Below are 17,208 nucleotides of genomic sequence, written 5' to 3' on the forward strand. Positions count from 1 at the left end.
CCGCGTCAGCGTCGGCATCTGAATCGGCATCAGCGTCCGCATCTGCATCCGCGTCTGCGTCAGCATCAGCATCCGCGTCTGCATCCGCGTCAGCGTCGGCATCTGAATCGGCATCAGCGTCCGCATCTGCATCCGCGTCTGCGTCAGCATCAGCATCCGCGTCGGCATCGGCGTCAGCATCGGCGTCAGCATCCGCATCGGCGTCAGCATCCGCATCTGCGTCAGCATCCGCATCTGCGTCCGCATCTGCATCAGCGTCCGCGTCGGCATCAGCGTCTGCATCCGCATCTGAATCTGAATCGGCATCTGCATCAGCATCCGCATCGGCGTCAGCATCCGCGTCGGCGTCGGCATCCGCATCTGCGTCCGCATCTGCGTCCGCATCTGCATCAGCGTCCGCGTCGGCATCAGCGTCTGCATCCGCATCTGAATCTGAATCGGCATCTGCATCAGCGTCTGCATCAGCATCAGCGTCCGCATCGGCGTCTGCATCCGCGTCGGCGTCAGCATCTGCATCAGCGTCGGCATCCGCGTCAGCGTCTGCATCGGCATCCGAATCGGCATCGGCGTCGGCATCCGCATCAGCGTCTGCATCCGAATCGGCGTCCGCATCGGCGTCTGCGTCATCAGTAATATTTGTAACGTCACCCGCGCTGGTGACAGCCCCCAGAGTGTTCAAATCCTCAATGACCGGCCCGCTCAAGTCCATGCCCCAATCCAGGCCATCCAGATGATTTACACCGTCAACCAAGTCACTGTTGCCGAAATCACTATAGCGGGCGGCGCGGACGCCCGCTCCCGCCGCAGGGCCGGCGGCGGGCATCAGGTCAGGACCGAAGGCGCTGAAAAAGTCCGCCCCGGCCACCAGGGTGCCGTCCACTTCAAAGTCCGGCATGCTTTCCTGGGAATACTGGGTATAGAAATTGGTAAGCTGGATGCTGGAGCCGTCGTCAAAACTGAAGACGAGGTTGTCTCCCGCGCGCTCCATGGTGGCCTGGTCTGCAGGAAATTGCAGAACCAGACGCGAATCGGGCACACTGCCCAGAACGATACGCTGTCCCGCTTGCGGGCGGGCAAGAGTGATATCCGCCATGTCTTCCTCCCCCAATACGATGTGCGCGGGCAGCCCACCCGCACGAAACAGAACGCATGACCTCGACGCGCCGCCAGGCGCGCACGAAGACTGTCTTTGCCACAGCTATAAGTCGGGAATACCGGCGAGAAAGAATGGACGCAAAGCCAACAATGAAAAGAGGACGCGGACAACACGTTCACAGGCTTTACGCGCCGGACGCACCGCCAAGTCAGACGGTCGTCAGCAATTCTTTCCGGGACGAAGCACGTCCTGGGAAGCTTCTAATGGCAGGCATAGTGGACAGGCCTGCGCGACGGGAAGAATTCTTATGTAGACGATATTCTTTCCCTCGCGTCTTTTTGATATTGGCCGATATATAAAAAGTCAAGTCAAATTCATATATGAGATGAGCGGTATTTCAAGGTTCATTATATAGAAAAATTATTATTTTCCAATTGTTATCGATAAATTTTTAAGATAAAAATTTTTATATGTAAAACTATTTTTATATTTCCCTCAGACCAGCAACGCCCGCGCATCGGCCACGCGGGCCTCATCCTCGCGATCCAGCGCGCGCAGGGCGCGAGCCAGAGTCTGCCAGACTTCCGGCCGGTCGTGCAGCCCGGCGCTCTTGCGGGCCAACAATTCAGCCATGGCCGGATCCTCGTTGCCGTCCAGGTAGATTTTAGCCAGCAACAACATGGCCGCCGCGTCATTGGGGTTGCGCAGCAGGGCTTCGTGCAGGAGCTCCCGCGCTTCGCCGCCCCGCTTCTGGCGCGCGGCCACCCGGGCCAGATGCCGCCGGGCCGGACTCGGCGCGCCGGGCCGGGCGTCCTCAATGGCGGCGGCCCGTTCGTAAAAGCGCCGCGCCTCGCCGCGTCGGCCGCCCTGCTCGCAGAGCTGGCCCAGGCGGATATGGGCAAAGAGATGGTCCGGCGCAATTTTGACGCATTGGCGATAGTAGCGGGCGGCGGCGCGCCGCTCGCCCAGATTCTGGCAGACCGTGCCCAGATTGTAGCAGATCTGCGCGGCGCGGCCCTCGTCCGGGCTGTGCTTGAGAGCTTCCAGGAAATGACGGCGCGCTTCATGCTGACGGCCCAGGGCGGCCATGCACACGCCCAGTGAATTCCAGGCCATGGCGTTGCCCTCGTCCGCCAGCAGAGCCAGTTTGTATTCCTCCACCGCGCCGAAGACGTCGCCCAGGCTGTAGCGCCTGTCCGCGCTGATGTTCAGGGCCAGGGAATTGCAGACGCCCGCCCTGGGCTCGGGCAGGAGCAGCGCGTATTCCAGAGCCTTAAGCGCGCAATCCTGCATTTCCGCCTTGCGGAACTGCAAAAAAGGATACCCGGCCAGCCCGGCGGCCGCCGCAACGCCGTGCTTTTTCAGACCTTCGCAGAGCTGGGCGTACACGGGCAGCAACTCCTCGGCCGTGCGGCCGGGATGAAAGAAAATCAGACTGTTGCTGCCGTAACGCCCGCCAAAGGGCTCGGCGCGCCCGGCGTCCTCCGCCGCCGTGGCCCGGACCGGCGCGTGCAGGGCCCGCCAGAGCTCCAGAGCCTTGCGCATGCCGCGTTCGGGCTCACGCCCGGCGCGCGCGCCGCTGGGTGCCAGGCGCGCGATGACCAGAGCAAAATGCGCGCATTGTTCCCGCTCACGCGCGAATCTGTTCAAAAAGTCGCCGTGACCGTGCAAATCGTCCTGCCCGCCCTGGTCCTCTTGTCCCGTTGCAACGTGGGACGGCGCGTGCGCCGCGTCCGCCGTCGCGGTCTTCTCCGGCGCGGCAGGCCGTGCCGAGGCCAAGGCGGCCTGTTCCGCCCTGGGCGCGCTGCCCGGTGTTTTTTCCTCAACACCAAGGCCGGAAACATCCGGAATGCCTTCCAGCGCGTTCTCCATATCCGAAGGGCTCAGAACGGGCAGTCCGTCCAGCAGGGCCAGACTGTCGCCCGGCTCCGGAATCACGGCCGCGTCCTCCAGATGCAGGATTTCAGCCACGGCATCCAGTTCCCGGGCATGCAGCAGTACGATTTCGCCTTTATAGCGGGCCGCGTCCCGCGCGCTGCCGGACCAGACCGCGAAACGCAGGCCCTCGCGGGCCTTGGTCTGCCGGCCCAGGCTGATCCGCAGACGGCCCAGAGGCAGATTTTCCAGCACCACGCCGCCGTCCTGGAGGATGCGGGCAAAAGGCATGATCCGGCTTTCGCCGCCCAGACCGGCCCCGCTCTGCCCCTGGGCGGCCACATCGGCGGCCAGGCGGGCCCGGGCCATGAGCTGGCGGGCCTGCTCGAACATGGGCAAGACCAGTTCCGGCCCCTGCATGTCCTGGGGATAGAGGGCGTGTCCGGCGCAGAGCAGGGGGCGCACCGGCTGCCGGGTCAGCGGGCCGGGCAGGCTCACGGCTTCCATGCGGCCCAGAACGGCGCGGGCCAGCTTGTGGCAGGCTCCGCGCCCGCTAGCGGACAACAGCAGAGCAAACTCGTACCGGCCCACGCGCGCGGCCAGCACATCCGAAGGCAGACCGGCGCGGCAGGCCTCGGCCACGTGTCGCAAAAATTTTTCACTGAAGGCAAAACCGATCTGACGGGCCATCTCCTCGCCGTTGCGCAGACGCAGCAGCACGAGCCCCATGCACAGGCGGTGCAGGGGCGCGGGTCTGCCGTCGGGCTGAGCCGGATCATCCAGGTGAGCGCGCACCCGCGCGGCCTCATCTTCCATGCGCGCGTACAGGGCGTCTTCCGTTGCCAGGCCGGTGACCGCGTCCGTGCGCGCGGCCCTGGCGCGGGCCAGGTTCTCCAGGCAGAGCGCAACCACGGACGGCAGCGCGGGCAGAAGCGGACGGACTTCGCGCGCGCGCACTCCGTGGAGCATGAGCACGCCCAGCAATTCCCCCTGCCAGATCAGCGGCAGCAGGAGACGCCGCTCGCGCGGCAAAACCTGCGGCGCATCCGGCGGATTTTGGGTGGGAAAATACAGGGCGTGCCCGCTGAACGTAAAAAAGGCGGCCAAACCGCTGCACAACAGGCCTTCCATGTCCATCAGATCGCCGCGCGCGAGATCCAGATCCTGCGGAATTTGCTTCATCTTTCCAGTGTAGTCTGGGGGATGGCCGATTGTCTAGAGAATATCTCGAAAGCCGTCCCGCGCCCCAGGCCAAGCAGCCGGACGCCCGCCTTCCCTCCTTTGTTCCGCCTCTTGCCCGTGTTGCCCCCGTGGTATAGCATTGCGCCCAGACTATTCATTTCATCTTGCAGAGGACATCACATGCCTGTAGCCACCTTCCCTCTGGGGCCCTTGCAGACCAACAGTTACCTTATCCACAACGCCGGTCAGGCCGTGGCCGTGGACGTGGGCGGCGAACCCGCGCCCATGCTTGAATATCTGGCGGAACACAAACTTGTCCTGGCCGTCATCTGCCTCACCCACCGGCATTTCGACCACCTCTACGGCGTGGCCGAACTGGCCGGAGTCACCAAGGCCGTGGTTTATGCCCCCACGGGCGACGACAGTCTGGCCGAGACCGAATCCGGCAAGGGCGGCATCTGGGGCTTCCCGCCGGTGCCGCCTTTCGACAGCCTGCCCATGCCCACGGGCCTAACCAGCTTCGGCGGCATGGAGTGCCGGGTACTGGAGACGCCGGGCCATACGCCGGGCGGGGTCTCCCTGTATTTCCCGGCGGAAAAGCTGGTCTTTACCGGCGACGCCCTCTTTTACCGCTCCATGGGCCGCACGGACTTCCCCGGCGGCGATCAGGGCACCCTGCTGCGCTCCATCAAGGATGTGCTTTTCACCCTGCCGGACGACACCACTGTCTATCCGGGCCACGGCCCTGCCACCAGCATCGGCGACGAACGCAAGAACAATCCCTTCTGCGGCGAGTTCACGGCGTGAACCAGATTCTGGCGCTCCTGTGCAGTCCCCGGCCCGGCGGCGTTTCCGACGGCTTGGCCCGCCTTTTTGCCGAAGGCGCGGCCGAGGCCGGGGCCGAAGTACGCCTTGAGCCTTTGCGCCGATACAGGATCGCGCCCTGTATCGGCTGCGGGGCCTGCTCCAGGCCGCCCCATGCCTGCGTGCTGGCCAGGGGCGACGACCAGGCCGAGGAACTCTTCGCTCTGTTCCAGGCCGCCCCTCTGGTGCTGCTGGCCGCACCCATCTATTTTTACGCTCTGCCCGCCTTTTTCAAGGGCTTTATCGACCGGAGCCAACGCTTCTGGGCCGCGCGGGCGCACGATCACGGCCCCAGGGCCGGACTGCCCCGCCCCCCGGTCAAACCGGTGCTGGCGGCTTTGTCCGCCGGTAGGCCGCGCGGCGGGCAGTTGTTCACAGGCGCGCTGCTGACCCTCAAATATTTTCTGGCCCCGCAGGACGCCCGGATTCAGGAAAAACGCCTGCTGCGCGGCCTGGACAGGCCGGAAGACCTGTCCGCGCGCCCGGCGGTCTGCGACGCGCTGCGCGCCTGGGGCCGTCACTGGGCGCAACGGCTCGAAGCCCGGGCGGATGACAGGCAAGGCACGTGATTCCCGGCTTTCTGCGGCGCTGGAGCCAAGCCTTCGGGCTGAACCAGACGCGTTGCGCGCATTGCCTGCGCCCCTTCTCCCCCCTTGAAACCGCTTCCGGCGCAGACACAGCCACCGGCACCGCAGGGGACAGCCTTCGTCATCCTCCTGATGACGGCCCCGCCGGGGTCGCCGCACCGCTCTGCCCGGAATGCCGTTTGCTCTTCCAGTCCTACAACGGCCCGCGCTGCCCCCGCTGCGGCCTGCCCCCGGTGGAGATAGGGACGGAAAAGCAGACGGCGGATGCGCCGCCCCGGCCCGGCCCGCTCAGCCGTTGCGGCCAGTGTCTTCAGGAAGATCCGCCCTGGAGCGGCCAGGCCTGTTACGGCCTTTACAGAGGCGCGTTGCGCGACGCCCTGCTGCGGTTGAAATTCGGGGGCGAGCTTTCCCTGGCCCCGTTGCTCGGGGCCTGCCTGCTGGAAGCCTCCCGCTGTCTGCCCCGCCCCGACGCCTTGCTGGCCGTGCCGCAGCATCCGGCCCATCTACGCCGCCGGGGTTTCAACCAGGCCCATGAGCTGGCCAAGGCCCTGCACCGCCTGACGGCCCTGCCCCTGCGCCCGGCACTCTTACGCCGCGTCAAACCCGCGCCTCCCCAGGCCGGACTTGCCGCCGCCCAACGCCGCCGCAACGTGCGGCGCGCTTTTCAGGCCGCGCCCGATGCCGCAAACCTCTGCCTCTGGCTCATTGACGACGTGATGACCACGGGCAATACCCTGGCCGAGGCCTGCCGGGCTCTGCACGCGGCCGGGACACGGGAGACGCACGTGCTTTTCGTGGCCCGGACACCCCGGCGGGACTGGGGCAGATGACCTTTGAAACGCTCCGCGTTCCAAAGGGGTCATTCCGGCAAAAAACGCGGTTATCGCTGCTGTCGATCCCTGTATGGCTCCGTTGCCGCCAACGGGGACAGCCCTTCGGGCTGCCTTCGGCCGCTTTGCCGGAATCCACGCCGCGTTGCTCTCGATGCCTGTACGCCCTTTGGGCTACAGGCACGGCCCTACGGGCCGCCCGTCGGGTCGGTCTTCGCGGGGTCTTCGCGGCGCGCCTCGCCGTGTTCGGCGCCAGAGCATTTCATACGTAAGCAGCTCGAAAACACGGCCTGTGACCCTACAGCGCGCATGACAACGCCCCACCCTTTTGCTAAACTGAACCGGGAGCGGCAATAGTTGCTTCCTGTGCCTGAAAGCCGTGTTCCGCACGGCAATGAGCTGCCCTGTGAAACATTATTTCGGCAAGATGTTGTGGTCCGTATCTGAGTTCTGGTCATGTTGACAAGCTCCACGTTTTCACCTTTACCGCGTGAAGATGCAAACGCGGTCCTGTAATGCCCTTCTGATGCCGTCGGGAGATCCCATGTCACGCGCCTTTTTCTTCACGTCCCGCGTGTTTTTTTTGCCGCTTCCGGCCTGCCTGCGGCTGCTTGCGCTTCTGTGCTGTCTCGCAATCGCCCACCCCGCAGCGGCCCAAGTGACGTTGCTGGTGCCGAGCCAGCCCAGCATTGAAGCTCCGGACACCCCGGATAAATCGGATAAACCGGACAAGACCGAAAAAGAGACTTCCCAGGCCAAGGGCAAGGAAGAACAGAAAAAAAATACCGCGGAGCAGAAAACCGCCCAGACTCCGCCCAATGCCGCGGTAGAGGCCGCTCCGGCTTCAAAGCCGCAAAGCAACGAGGCCACGGCTGACCAACAGGCCGACGGGCGCTCTCCGGCGGCGCCCGCTGCCGCCGCTGCAGCGGAAACCGGCGGGCAGGACGCCGCCGCTTCCGGCGAGACGGCCAAGCCCGAGCCTCCCCAGGCGCCGCCCATCTCCGAGGAAGTGGACGTGCTCATCAGTATGATGCGCCCCTTCCGGCACGAGGGCCTGCCCATGGACATGCCGCAGCTTTTCGCGGTGCTGCGCTACGACGACAACACACCCGCCAAGGATGGCGTCCTCCAGCCCGAGCGGCACGATCTGCTGGGCGATGTGGAGGAAATCCGCTATCTGGACCAGAAGGCCTGGGGCGCCAATGTGGCTCTGAGCCGCCCCGGTCTCTACCAGTTCGTCATTGAGGCCCGCCCTTGGTGGGACGCCGCCCGCGACCGCTTTGTGCAGCATTACGTCAAAACCACCCTGCCCGTGTACGGCGTGGAACGCGGCTGGGAGCTGCCCGTGGGCCAACGCTTTGAAATCCAGCCCCTGACCCGGCCCTTCGGCCTGACGGCCCCGGCTCTCTTTTCCGGCCGCGTGCTGTTCAACGGCAAGCCCCTGGACAACGCGCCGGTGCGTATGTCCCGCATCAATACGGACAAGCAAAGCGCGCCCACGCCCTGGCAGGAAGAGCTGGCGGCCCGTACCGACAAGAACGGGCAGTTCGCCTTTGTGCTCAATCAGTCCGGCTGGTGGTGCTGCGCGGCCATTGCCGCCGGTGACCCGCTTAAAGGGCCGGACGGCCAGTCCAAGCCCCTGGAGCTGGGCGCGCTGTTCTGGCTTTATGTGGACGGCGCGGCCGCCGAGCCCCGCAAGCGTTAGCATATATTCCCCAGCCACGCCCGAAAACAAGAAGAGCCGGTTCTATCCGGCTCTTCTCAGACTAATGACAAACCCCGCTTCGCGTGGTTTGCGCCACCAACGGCGGCTTGGCCGCCGGGTGGAAAGGCACGAAAATCCGTCGCTTGACGGCGCGGCAAAGCCGCGACCGGCTCCTGATTTTCGGGGCTGCCGACTTTGTCGACAGCCTCGAAAGCCAGGCAAGAGCCCGGCGGCTCTCCTTGTTCAGCTCATTACAACAGCCGCAAGCGGCCTTATTGCACCCAGCGCACCACGGCCTCTTCCGGCCGACGGGTTTTGGCCCGGGGCTCCCGGGCGCGGTAGCCGAAGGCCACCATGCAGGCCACGCCCCAGCGGGCCGTGTCCAGCAGATCCTCGCGCGCCAGTACGTCTTCCAGGTCCGCCTTGCGGAAGCCCTCAATGGGGCAGGAATCCACGCCCAGCAGCGCGGCGGCGGTCATCATGTTGCCGAGGGCGATATAGCACTGGCGGGCGGCCCATTCGAAACCGGCCCGCTCATTGCCCGTCAGGGCAAAGTCCTTGTCCAGAAATTCCCGGTACTTTTCCGTGCGCGGACCGGAAATATCCTCGGACAGATGCTGGGTATCGCGCATGATGGTATCCTGAATATACGGGGAATCGGGTTCCAATTCGGCGGGTTTGCGGGCCATGATGACCACAAAATGGCTGGCCGTGGGCAACTGGTGCTGCGCGCCCCAACTCACGGCGCGGATTTTTTCGCGCAGGCCGTGATTCTGGACCACCAGAAACTGCCAGGGCTCAAAACCGAAAGAACTGGGCGACAGGCGGCCGCCCTCCAGAATGGTATGAAAATCCGCGTCGCTGATTTTCTTTTTCGGATCAAATTCCTTGCAGGCATGGCGGAAGTGCCAGGCCTTCATAAGCATATCTGTGATATGGGACATGGGGAATACTCCTTACTAGCATCATTGAGCCGGACGGATGCCGTGACGGCGGCCATACCGGTCTGATTCCGTTGTAGCGCTGCCGGGCGGCGCTGCAAAGAGAAAAATTCTCTCCGGTCTGGCGGCCTTGCCTTTTCCCCATAAATCCATATAGTATACATGATGCGCGTAGAGATGTGAAGCCGCGCCAGTCTTTAACCGCCCCCGCAATGGGAGTTTTGCATGAAAGTAAGTGCCATTCTGACCGGAATACTTCTGCTTTTTTCCGCCTTTGCCCTCACTCTGCCTGAACCGGCCGACGCCGCGCGCATGGGCGGCGGCCGGTCCTTCGGCGGCAAGCCCTTCATGAGCCGCCCGGCGCCCGCGCCGACCATGCGCCAACAGACGCCCAACGCGCAGCGCCAGCCCATGAACCAGGCCCAGGCCGGTCAGGCCGCCGCGCAACGTCCCGGCCTGTTCGGCGGCATGGGCGGCCTGTTCGGCGGCCTGCTGGCAGGCACGCTGATCGGTTCCCTGCTCTCGGGCAACGGTTTCGGGGGCGGCGGCTTCATGGACATTATCATTATCGGCCTGCTGGTCTTCCTCGGGCTCAAGCTCTTTGCCCGCTTCCGCAACCGTCCGGCCCCCGCGCCCGCGGGGGCCGGAGCGCAGGGCGCTTCGGGCCTGGGCGGCCCGCACGGCGATTTGCGCGAGGACAGCGCATCGTCCCAGGGCATGCGCCGCGACAACGCGGCGACCGGTTGGGACGTCCTGCGCGGCGCGCCTCAGGGCGGGGCGGCCCAGGCACAGGTTTTTGACGCCGCGCCTGGCGTGGATGTGCCCCAGGGTTTTGACGCTGACGAATTCCTGCGCGGAGCCAAAATGGCCTACAGCCGCCTGCAAAGCTCGTGGGACAAGCGCGATTTGGACGACATCGCCCAGTTCGCCACGCCCGCCGTGCTGGACGCCGTGCGCGAACAGTTGGAGGCCGAGCCCACCCCCGGCACCACGGAAGTGCTTTTGGTCAACGCGCAGTTGCTGGGCGTGGAAAACGACGGCGACGAACAGCGCGCCCAGGTCTTCTTTGACGTGTTGATGCGCGAAAGCCCGGATCAGCAGGCCCCGTCCTCGGTGCGCGAGGTCTGGCATTTTGTGCGCCCGATCACGGGCGGTTCCTGGAAGCTGGACGGCATCCAGCAGGTGGACTGAGCGCTCAAGCGCCATTCCGCCCACACCCCGAATGCATAAGGCGCGGGCCGGAAGCAAGAGCTTTCGGCCCGCTTTTTTGGAACTCATTGGAGAAAAACTATGGAAAACTATGTGGCCAAGCACGATAAACTGATGCGTCATCTCCAAATGACCATTGAAAGCGCCAGTCGGGATTACGCCAAGGTAAGCATGCCCCTGACCGAAAATCACAAGAACGGCATGGGCGTTGCTCACGGCGGGGCCATCTTTTCCCTGGCCGATGTGGCTTTCGGCGCGGCGGCCAATGCCGGTCGGGAAACCGGCGTGGTCAGCCTGAGCACCACCATCGAATTTCTGCGGCCCGGCAAAACCGGCCCGCTCACGGCGGAAGCCCGCGTGGTGCGCGACGGCCAGCATGTGCAGAGCTATGACGTGCAGGTTTTTGACGGCTCGGGCGCGCTGATCGCCAGAACCATGGCCGCCGGTTTTCTGACCGACGTACCGCTGCCCCGCTAAAATATTTAATACTTGAAATGCGCTAACCGCGGTCCGGGCCAACGCGGCCCGCGGCACAGCTGGAACGGCGTTCCGGAATTCTGTTTCCGGAACGCCGTTCCAGCCTGACGGCAAACCCCGCGTACGCGGGGTTTGCGCCGCACGCAGGGCTCAAGCCACGGCGGCAGGCACCTCTGTTTCCGGCCCCAGCGGCAAGCGGAGGCTGAAGACCGCGCCGCCGCCTTCGCCGTTGGCGGCAATCAACTCACAGCCGTGCCCGTGCGCCAGAGATCGCGCCACGGTAAGGCCCAGGCCCGCATACTGCCCGAAACGGCTTTCGCGGGTGCTGAAAAAAGGTTCGAAAATATGCGGCAGTACGTTCGCAGCGATGCCGGGCCCGCTGTCGGCCACCCGCAATTCGTACCAGCCCAGTTCTTCCCCGGTCCGCTCCGCGTTCCCGCCCTGTTCCGCGCTTTTGCCTTGGTCCTCGCGAAGCACGCGGGCCGAAATACGCAACAGACCGCCCTCGGACATGGCGTCCAGAGCGTTCTCCACCAGATGCAGGCAGATCTGCTGCAGTTCCAGCGCCGAACCCAAAGGACGTTCCGCGCGCGCCCGGGGCGAAAAATCCAGTTCGCAACGCACGCCCGCGCCGTCCAGGCGCGAACGGGTCAGCTCCAGCACCCTGTCGAGCACAGCGGGCACATCCAGCGGCTGGATGCGCGCGTCCAAGCCGTGTCCCACCATGAGCAGCTTGCGGGTGATCTCGCGCACGCGCAGGCTCTGCACGCGGATAGTCTCCACGGCCGTGCGCATTTCCTCCAGATCCGGCAGGACGGCGGCCTCCGGTTCGCTCAGGCTGTCCTTGATCAGCCCGGCGGCCTGGACCATGATGTTCAGCGGATTGTTGACCTCGTGAGCCACGCCTTCGGCCACCCGCCCGAGGCTGCGCAGCCGGGCCGCCTCGGCCAGGCGAGCCTCCTGACGGCGGGCCGTGGCCCGCTCCCGCGCCTTGGCGCATTCCGCCAGAATGCCGTCCACGGACACCGGCTTGGACAGCCAGTTCCGCGCGCCGCGCCGCATGGCCTGCACGGCCTTGCCCATATCCGCCGCGCCGGAAAGCATGACCACATCCAGGTCGGGATGGCGCTCGCGCAGAATCTTGAGCAGAGCCACGCCGTCCATGCCCGGCAGGCCCACATCCAGAAAGACCAGGTCCCACTCGCTCTTCGCCAGCATGGCCAGGGCGGCCTCCGCATCGGGGGCCACCCCGGCCTCTATGCCGCGCAGATCCAGGCGTTCGGCCAGAGGCCGGGCAAAAGCAGCTTCATCATCCACCAGCAGTACGCGCATGGACCATACCTCAGAGCGGAGTGTGCCCGAACCCGTCGCAGGCGAGGCGCTCCGGACTACTTGTGCTCGGCCAACAGATCCTTTTCATTGAGCACGTCGCGGGCCGCCTCAAAATCGCCGCCTTCGGCCATGGAAACCGCCACCATGGCATTTTCCAGCTTGTCGCGGTAGGCCATGCGGATGCTGCTGAGCAATTCCTCGATATCCATGGGTTTTCTGAGGAAATTATACGCGCCCATGCGGTAGGCGGTCTGCTCCTCGGCGTCGCCGCCGTGGCCGGTAAGGATGATCACCTGCACCTGGGGATTGCTCTTTTTGACGTTGCGCAACACCTCAAAGCCGTCCATGCCGGGCATGCGCAGGTCAAGCACGATGACGTCCGTGGGCAGTTCCACGGCCTTGAGCGCCTCCGGGCCGTCGTAAGCCACGCGGGCCTCGAAGCCGCGCATGGCCAGGCGCTCGGCCAGGGTGTCCACAAACTGCTTCTCATCGTCCACCAGCAAAATTTTAATGTCTTCCTTGGTCATGAACCACTCCTTGGTCCGGCCTGGCCGGTATCCGTTAGTTGCTTTCGGAATCGCGCGCCGCGAGGGAAAGGAAAAAGCGTCCCCCGGCGTCGCGCCAAGGCATCAGCACGGCCTGCCAGCCGGGCCTGAGGCCGTTGAGCAGAGGGCTGCCGGTCAGGGCCGACAAGGCCAGATCGGCGTTGGCCCCTTCCACGACTTCAATGATGACGCCCTCGGCCTTCTGCTGTCTGCCGGCGGTAAATCTGAGCGTCACCTGACCGCCCACCGAGGCGCAGAGGTCAAAAATCTCCAGCAGAGAGCGCAAGACCTCCAGCGGCGGCACCGGAGCCCAGACCGGCTCCTCGTTCTCGCCGCTGGCCAGACGCATCTGGGCGGCTCTGGCCTGACGCGCGGCCATGCGGCAGAAAATCCGGCAGACCCGGGCCAAGTCGCAGGGGCCCGCGTTTTCATTTTCCGCGCCCCCGGCCTGAGCCATGAATTCCATGCCCTCGGCCAGAGCCGCGCCCTGCAGAATCTGGCTCTGCACTTCAGTCAGGGCCGCCAGCAGGCGTTCCCCCCTGGGCAGGGCCGCTCCGGCCAGGGCGGCCATATCCTGCGCCAGCCCGGCGGACTCGCGGATCACGGCCAGGACGTTGCGCATATCATGGACGCCCGAGGCCAGCAGACGGGCCATGCACTGGCTGTCGTTCATGACCGGCCTCCCTGCGACGGTACGTCGCCAGAACGCGCGCTCTGGGCTGCGGCCTCCAGCGTTTCCTGAAAAACGGCGAAACTCAGTGGTTTGGTCAGGCAGGCAAAGGCCTGGGCCGCCGGGGCCACACCCGTGTCGTCCACGGCATCGTGCCCGGTGAGCAGAATGACCGGCAACTCCGGATGCGCGGCCTTGATCCGGCGCAGGGTTTCGTCGCCGGGCAGACCGGGCATGAGCAGGTCCAGCACGGCCACGTCCGGCACTTCATCCTCCACCGCCGCCAGAGCCGACGGCCCGTCGTAGACCACGCGCGTCGCATGGCCCCGCAGAGTGAGACGTTCGGCCAGAGTTTCCACAAATTCCTTTTCGTCGTCAGCCAAAAGAATACGCAGCGCCATTTCAGACCTCCACAGCGCCCTCAGGCGGCGTCAACGGCAGGGTTATGCGCACCAGGCTGCCCCGCCCCTCTTCGCTTTCCACAGCAATGTCTCCGCCCAGGCGGCGCACGATGCCGTAGGTGATGAACATGCCGAGGCCCGTGCCCTTGTCCTTCTTGGTGGAATAGAAGGGTTCGAAAATATGCTTGAGCACGTCCGGCGGCATGCCCTTGCCGTTGTCCTTGACGCTCACGGTCACGCTGGCCTCGTCCGGACAGGAACAACTCACTTCGATGCGGCCGCCCTGCTCCACGTCGCTGACGGCGTCCAGGGCGTTGCCCAGGATGTTCAGGAAAATCTGCTGCAACTGGCCTCGGTCCGACACGATTTCCGGCAGGTCGCCGGGCAGGTCCAGGCAGAGCTGCACGCCCCGGTTCTTGGCCTCACGTTCCAGAAATTCCGAACTTTCGGTGATGACTTCCGCCAGGCGCAGGGACTGGCGGTTGGCCTCCATGCGACGCGAGAAACCCAGCAGGCGGTGGGTGATGCCGCGCGCCCGCTCCACCGTGCCTTCAATGCTCTCCAGAAGCGCGAGTATCCGCTCCCGGTGCTTTTCATAGGCCGCGCAATCCTTGCTCATGCGCAGGAAATCCAGAGCCAGACCGGCTTTTTCGTAAATCACGGCCAGGGGATTGTTGACCTCGTGGGCCACCCCGGCGGCCAGCCTGCCGATGGAGGAAAGTTTCTGATTATGCTCCATCTGGGCGAAAACAGCCACCCGCCGCTCGTCGCTGGCCTGGAGACGGCCCACCAGATGCTTCATCAGCAGATGCGAAACCAGCACGATGACCGCGATGCCGCCGCAGAGCACCAGCAGAAGTTCGGTGCGCAACGTGGTCCAGGGCCGAAAAGCCTCCAGACTGGGCTTCACGGCCAGCAGCATCAGATCCGTGCCCGCCAGCATGGTGGAGGCCACCAGCAGGGTGTGCCCCTTGTCGTCGGTCATGCGCCGCACCAGGGTCTCGTGGCTGGCCGGGGGCAGTTGCATGGGCAGTTTGTCCAGAGCCTTGCCGTACAGGCGGGAACTGGTCTGCAGGACGCCCGCGCTGTCGCAGAGAAAGACGTCCGTGTCCTGTTCCGGCCCCACGGCGGACACCAGTTGCTCCAGGCGGGAGGTGTCGATGGTCACGCGCAGGGTCCAGGAACTGCCGTTTTCCTCCAGGCGGTGCACGGCGATGACCATGTGCGGAAAACCGCGCAGACCAAGGAAAGCGTTGCTGATGTAACGGCCCTTGATCTCGGCCTCGCGCAGCCAGGGCTGCCCCGCATAATCCGCGCCCTTGAGCTTGTAGGGCCCCACATAGTCCACCTGACGGCCTTCCACATCCACCAGGCCCATGTCCACAAAACCTTTGAATTCGCTCTTGAGGGCCCAGAAAATGCGGTTCAGCGTCTTTTCGTCGGCCAGATCCTTGAAACTGTAGGCATGGGCGATCAGGCTCACGGTGGAGGCCCGCTCACCCAGAAAGAGCTCCAGCGAGGCCTGGGACTTGCGCGCCAAGGCGTAGAGCGGGCTTTCCATTTCCCGCTCCAGGGTCTTCATGTACTGGACGTGGCTGAAACCGGACATGATCAGCAGAGGAGCCACGGAAACCGCCACCATCAATACGGTCATCAGCCGCCGGAGCGAGCGGTAGCGCGCCGGGGACACGGCCTCGGGCACTTCCAGCAACTGGCCGAAGTATTTTCTGATTGCGGCAAACATAGGCCCCTCCAGCATTTTCCGGCTCATACACTTCCGCATGAAACCGCATTAAAAAGACGGATTTTGTCCCCTGGCAAGTAAAAAACGCCGTTCGACGCCGCCAGGGGACAAAAGACGCTTTTTAATGGCCGCCGGCGACGAGAATCCCCGAAGCCGCCAGACTCAGCACCAGCACTTCCAGCAGGGCGATGGTCGTCATCAGCCATTGCTTGCGCCGGATCAGGCTCCAGGCCAGCTGCAAAAAGCAGATGATGGTCAGGGCCGCCAGAAACACGATACCCAGGAAATTGCATATATCGCCCTTGCCCACCAAGGCAAGCCAGCCCCAACCCTGCGGGATGTGCCCGGCGGCGCGGTAGTCGGCCGCGCTGCCGGTCCAGAGGCGGGGCAGTTCTGTCAGGGGCACCTGGGGTTCAAGCACGCCCAGCACATAAAGGGCGTAGGTGACGAGCATAAGCACAAAACCGATGAGCGCGCCGTAAAACAGGGTGTCGGCATAGCGCAGTTGCGCGGGCGAGGCCTTGATTTCTTTTTTCAGATCCACAGTATTCATAAAGTCGTCTCCTGTGCGTCCTGCCCGGCTACCAGCCGAGGCCCTTCATGAGCGCCTTGGCTCCGGAGAAGAAAAGCACGATGATCACCATATAGCGGATGAACTTGGGCTTGGCCTTGGCCAGCAGGCGCACGCCCACCACCGAGCCGAGCATCAGGCCCACGATGGAAGGGATGGCCATGAGCGGAATGACGCACCCCTGGTTCAGATAGACCCAGGCCGCCGAAGTGTCGGTGATGGAAAGCAGGAACTTGGAGGTTCCCACGCTGACCTTGAGCGGCACGCCCATGAGCAGATTGAGCACAGGCACGTTGGCCCAGCCCGCGCCCAAGCCGAACATGCCGGCCATGATGCCGATGGCGATGAAGAAAAACAGGCCCAGAAGGGTGCGGTGTGTCTTCCATTCCACCACTTCGCCGGTACTGGGTTCCAGAAAGACGCCATTCATGCCCAGCGCCAGCCCCACGGCGTCCTGTTTGGTGACCACCGGGCGCACGGAATTTTTAGACACCAGCAGCAGCACGGCGATGCCCAGAATAACCGCGCCGAGGCAGGTCTGCACGATATTGGTGGGCAGGGCCAGACCCAGCATGGCGCCTACAATGGCGCAGGCCGAAGCGATCAGCGCCACGGGCAGGGCCAGGCGCAGATTGGCGAAGTTGCGCCGCAGCAGACCCGGCCCGGCGGCCAGGGCTCCGGCCAGGGCCACCAGCAGGCCCGCTCCGCGCACAAAGTCCAGATGGAAGGGGAAAAAGCCGCTGACCAGCGGCACGAACAGCACGCCGCCGCCCACGCCGGCCATGACCGCGATAATCCCCAGAATGAAGCAGAAGCCCAGCAGGGCCAGAGGCCAGAACCACCAGGGATGGTTGTCCAGCGGCGCGGTGGCCGGGGTGGGGGCCGCGTGCAGCGGCGCGTTCGTATCCGCCGCGACGGCCTGCGCTCCCGGTGCGGAAGCGGCGTCCACGGCCAGAGCCGCGCACGGCCCGATCAGAGTCAGGCAGACTACCAGCGGCAAGAGCCACGGCCAGAAAAGAGTTTTGTCCTTATCCGGATTTCTGCGGAAAATACGCGCCATTGTTTCCCCCCTTGCGGCATGCGCCGAGGCACACGTGGATGTTCGGAATGGCGTGAATTTACCGTATCCGGCGTAAGCGGGCCATCGGGAGAATCCTGATTTCCGCGTATCCGCCTCAG

At 64.5% G+C, this 17,208-nt stretch carries 16 protein-coding genes; 7 read left to right on the forward strand and 9 right to left on the reverse strand.

Annotated elements, in window-relative coordinates; translation table 11 throughout:
- Nucleotides 1-730 precede the first annotated feature (730 nt).
- On the forward strand, nucleotides 731-1,153 hold the full coding sequence (locus KH208_RS08480) for a hypothetical protein (RefSeq protein ID WP_291435487.1): 423 nt from the start codon (nucleotides 731-733) through the stop codon (nucleotides 1,151-1,153).
- Between the two features lie 438 nt (nucleotides 1,154-1,591).
- Here KH208_RS08480 and KH208_RS08485 read toward each other — a convergent pair whose 3' ends face one another.
- Nucleotides 1,592-4,153, reverse strand: a complete 2,562-nt coding sequence (locus KH208_RS08485) for a tetratricopeptide repeat protein (protein WP_291435489.1) — start codon at nucleotides 4,151-4,153, stop codon at nucleotides 1,592-1,594.
- 180 nt (nucleotides 4,154-4,333) lie between these two features.
- Between KH208_RS08485 and KH208_RS08490 the strand changes: the two genes are divergently transcribed.
- From KH208_RS08490 to KH208_RS08505, 4 genes are all read left to right on the forward strand, one after another.
- Nucleotides 4,334-4,960 (forward strand): MBL fold metallo-hydrolase, encoded by a 627-nt coding sequence (locus KH208_RS08490; RefSeq protein WP_291435491.1) that lies wholly within the window; start codon nucleotides 4,334-4,336, stop codon nucleotides 4,958-4,960.
- A complete protein-coding gene (locus KH208_RS08495; RefSeq protein WP_291435493.1) occupies nucleotides 4,957-5,586 on the forward strand; it encodes a flavodoxin family protein in 630 nt (209 codons plus the stop codon). The genes KH208_RS08490 and KH208_RS08495 overlap by 4 nt, the downstream gene beginning before the upstream one ends.
- On the forward strand, nucleotides 5,583-6,434 hold the full coding sequence (locus KH208_RS08500) for a ComF family protein (protein ID WP_291435495.1): 852 nt from the start codon (nucleotides 5,583-5,585) through the stop codon (nucleotides 6,432-6,434). The genes KH208_RS08495 and KH208_RS08500 overlap by 4 nt, the downstream gene beginning before the upstream one ends.
- Nucleotides 6,435-6,978: 544 nt before the next feature.
- Nucleotides 6,979-8,139 carry a DUF4198 domain-containing protein gene (locus KH208_RS08505; protein WP_291435497.1) on the forward strand — a complete coding sequence of 387 codons (1,161 nt, stop codon included), beginning with the start codon at nucleotides 6,979-6,981 and terminating at the stop codon, nucleotides 8,137-8,139.
- Nucleotides 8,140-8,411: 272 nt separating this feature from the next.
- On the opposite strand, the gene KH208_RS08510 is transcribed toward KH208_RS08505, so the two are convergent.
- On the reverse strand, nucleotides 8,412-9,083 hold the full coding sequence (locus KH208_RS08510; RefSeq protein WP_291435498.1) for an NAD(P)H-dependent oxidoreductase: 672 nt from the start codon (nucleotides 9,081-9,083) through the stop codon (nucleotides 8,412-8,414).
- 222 nt (nucleotides 9,084-9,305) lie between these two features.
- On the opposite strand from KH208_RS08510, the gene KH208_RS08515 reads away from it, so the two are divergent.
- Together KH208_RS08515 and KH208_RS08520 are read left to right on the forward strand one after the other, a co-directional pair.
- Entirely contained in the window at nucleotides 9,306-10,271 is a 966-nt protein-coding gene (locus tag KH208_RS08515; protein WP_291435499.1) for a Tim44 domain-containing protein, read from the forward strand.
- Between the two features lie 99 nt (nucleotides 10,272-10,370).
- Nucleotides 10,371-10,766, forward strand: a complete 396-nt coding sequence (locus KH208_RS08520) for a PaaI family thioesterase (RefSeq protein ID WP_008685060.1) — start codon at nucleotides 10,371-10,373, stop codon at nucleotides 10,764-10,766.
- A 150-nt stretch (nucleotides 10,767-10,916) separates the two neighbouring features.
- On the opposite strand, the gene KH208_RS08525 is transcribed toward KH208_RS08520, so the two are convergent.
- The 7 genes from KH208_RS08525 to KH208_RS08555 form a co-directional block, all read right to left on the reverse strand.
- Nucleotides 10,917-12,098, reverse strand: coding sequence for a response regulator (locus KH208_RS08525; protein ID WP_291435500.1), 1,182 nt, complete (start codon nucleotides 12,096-12,098; stop codon nucleotides 10,917-10,919).
- Between the two features lie 56 nt (nucleotides 12,099-12,154).
- A complete protein-coding gene (locus tag KH208_RS08530) occupies nucleotides 12,155-12,625 on the reverse strand; it encodes a response regulator (RefSeq protein ID WP_008685063.1) in 471 nt (156 codons plus the stop codon).
- A gap of 34 nt (nucleotides 12,626-12,659) precedes the next feature.
- Nucleotides 12,660-13,316 carry a sensor histidine kinase gene (locus tag KH208_RS08535; RefSeq protein WP_291435501.1) on the reverse strand — a complete coding sequence of 219 codons (657 nt, stop codon included), beginning with the start codon at nucleotides 13,314-13,316 and terminating at the stop codon, nucleotides 12,660-12,662.
- Nucleotides 13,313-13,714 (reverse strand): response regulator, encoded by a 402-nt coding sequence (locus tag KH208_RS08540; protein WP_291435502.1) that lies wholly within the window; start codon nucleotides 13,712-13,714, stop codon nucleotides 13,313-13,315. The genes KH208_RS08535 and KH208_RS08540 overlap by 4 nt, the downstream gene beginning before the upstream one ends.
- Nucleotide 13,715: 1 nt before the next feature.
- Nucleotides 13,716-15,458, reverse strand: coding sequence for an ATP-binding protein (locus tag KH208_RS08545; protein ID WP_291435503.1), 1,743 nt, complete (start codon nucleotides 15,456-15,458; stop codon nucleotides 13,716-13,718).
- A 121-nt stretch (nucleotides 15,459-15,579) separates the two neighbouring features.
- Nucleotides 15,580-16,011, reverse strand: coding sequence for a hypothetical protein (locus tag KH208_RS08550; protein WP_062252653.1), 432 nt, complete (start codon nucleotides 16,009-16,011; stop codon nucleotides 15,580-15,582).
- 28 nt (nucleotides 16,012-16,039) lie between these two features.
- Nucleotides 16,040-17,089 carry a sulfite exporter TauE/SafE family protein gene (locus KH208_RS08555; protein WP_291435504.1) on the reverse strand — a complete coding sequence of 350 codons (1,050 nt, stop codon included), beginning with the start codon at nucleotides 17,087-17,089 and terminating at the stop codon, nucleotides 16,040-16,042.
- Nucleotides 17,090-17,208 lie beyond the last annotated feature (119 nt).

Origin of the sequence: Desulfovibrio sp. (assembly GCF_018379785.1) — a bacterium.
Lineage (GTDB): Bacteria > Desulfobacterota > Desulfovibrionia > Desulfovibrionales > Desulfovibrionaceae > Desulfovibrio.

Excerpts from the sequence above, each read along its gene's own strand:
- KH208_RS08480 (WP_291435487.1), top strand. The coding sequence starts at position 731 with ATGATTTACACCGTCAACCAAGTCACTGTTGCCGAAATCACTATAGCG.
- KH208_RS08485 (WP_291435489.1), bottom strand. The coding sequence starts at position 4,153 with ATGAAGCAAATTCCGCAGGATCTGGATCTCGCGCGCGGCGATCTGATG.
- KH208_RS08490 (WP_291435491.1), top strand. The coding sequence starts at position 4,334 with ATGCCTGTAGCCACCTTCCCTCTGGGGCCCTTGCAGACCAACAGTTAC.
- KH208_RS08505 (WP_291435497.1), top strand. The coding sequence starts at position 6,979 with ATGTCACGCGCCTTTTTCTTCACGTCCCGCGTGTTTTTTTTGCCGCTT.
- KH208_RS08510 (WP_291435498.1), bottom strand. The coding sequence starts at position 9,083 with ATGTCCCATATCACAGATATGCTTATGAAGGCCTGGCACTTCCGCCAT.
- KH208_RS08515 (WP_291435499.1), top strand. The coding sequence starts at position 9,306 with ATGAAAGTAAGTGCCATTCTGACCGGAATACTTCTGCTTTTTTCCGCC.
- KH208_RS08520 (WP_008685060.1), top strand. The coding sequence starts at position 10,371 with ATGGAAAACTATGTGGCCAAGCACGATAAACTGATGCGTCATCTCCAA.
- KH208_RS08525 (WP_291435500.1), bottom strand. The coding sequence starts at position 12,098 with ATGCGCGTACTGCTGGTGGATGATGAAGCTGCTTTTGCCCGGCCTCTG.
- KH208_RS08530 (WP_008685063.1), bottom strand. The coding sequence starts at position 12,625 with ATGACCAAGGAAGACATTAAAATTTTGCTGGTGGACGATGAGAAGCAG.
- KH208_RS08535 (WP_291435501.1), bottom strand. The coding sequence starts at position 13,316 with ATGAACGACAGCCAGTGCATGGCCCGTCTGCTGGCCTCGGGCGTCCAT.
- KH208_RS08540 (WP_291435502.1), bottom strand. The coding sequence starts at position 13,714 with ATGGCGCTGCGTATTCTTTTGGCTGACGACGAAAAGGAATTTGTGGAA.
- KH208_RS08545 (WP_291435503.1), bottom strand. The coding sequence starts at position 15,458 with ATGTTTGCCGCAATCAGAAAATACTTCGGCCAGTTGCTGGAAGTGCCC.
- KH208_RS08550 (WP_062252653.1), bottom strand. The coding sequence starts at position 16,011 with ATGAATACTGTGGATCTGAAAAAAGAAATCAAGGCCTCGCCCGCGCAA.
- KH208_RS08555 (WP_291435504.1), bottom strand. The coding sequence starts at position 17,089 with ATGGCGCGTATTTTCCGCAGAAATCCGGATAAGGACAAAACTCTTTTC.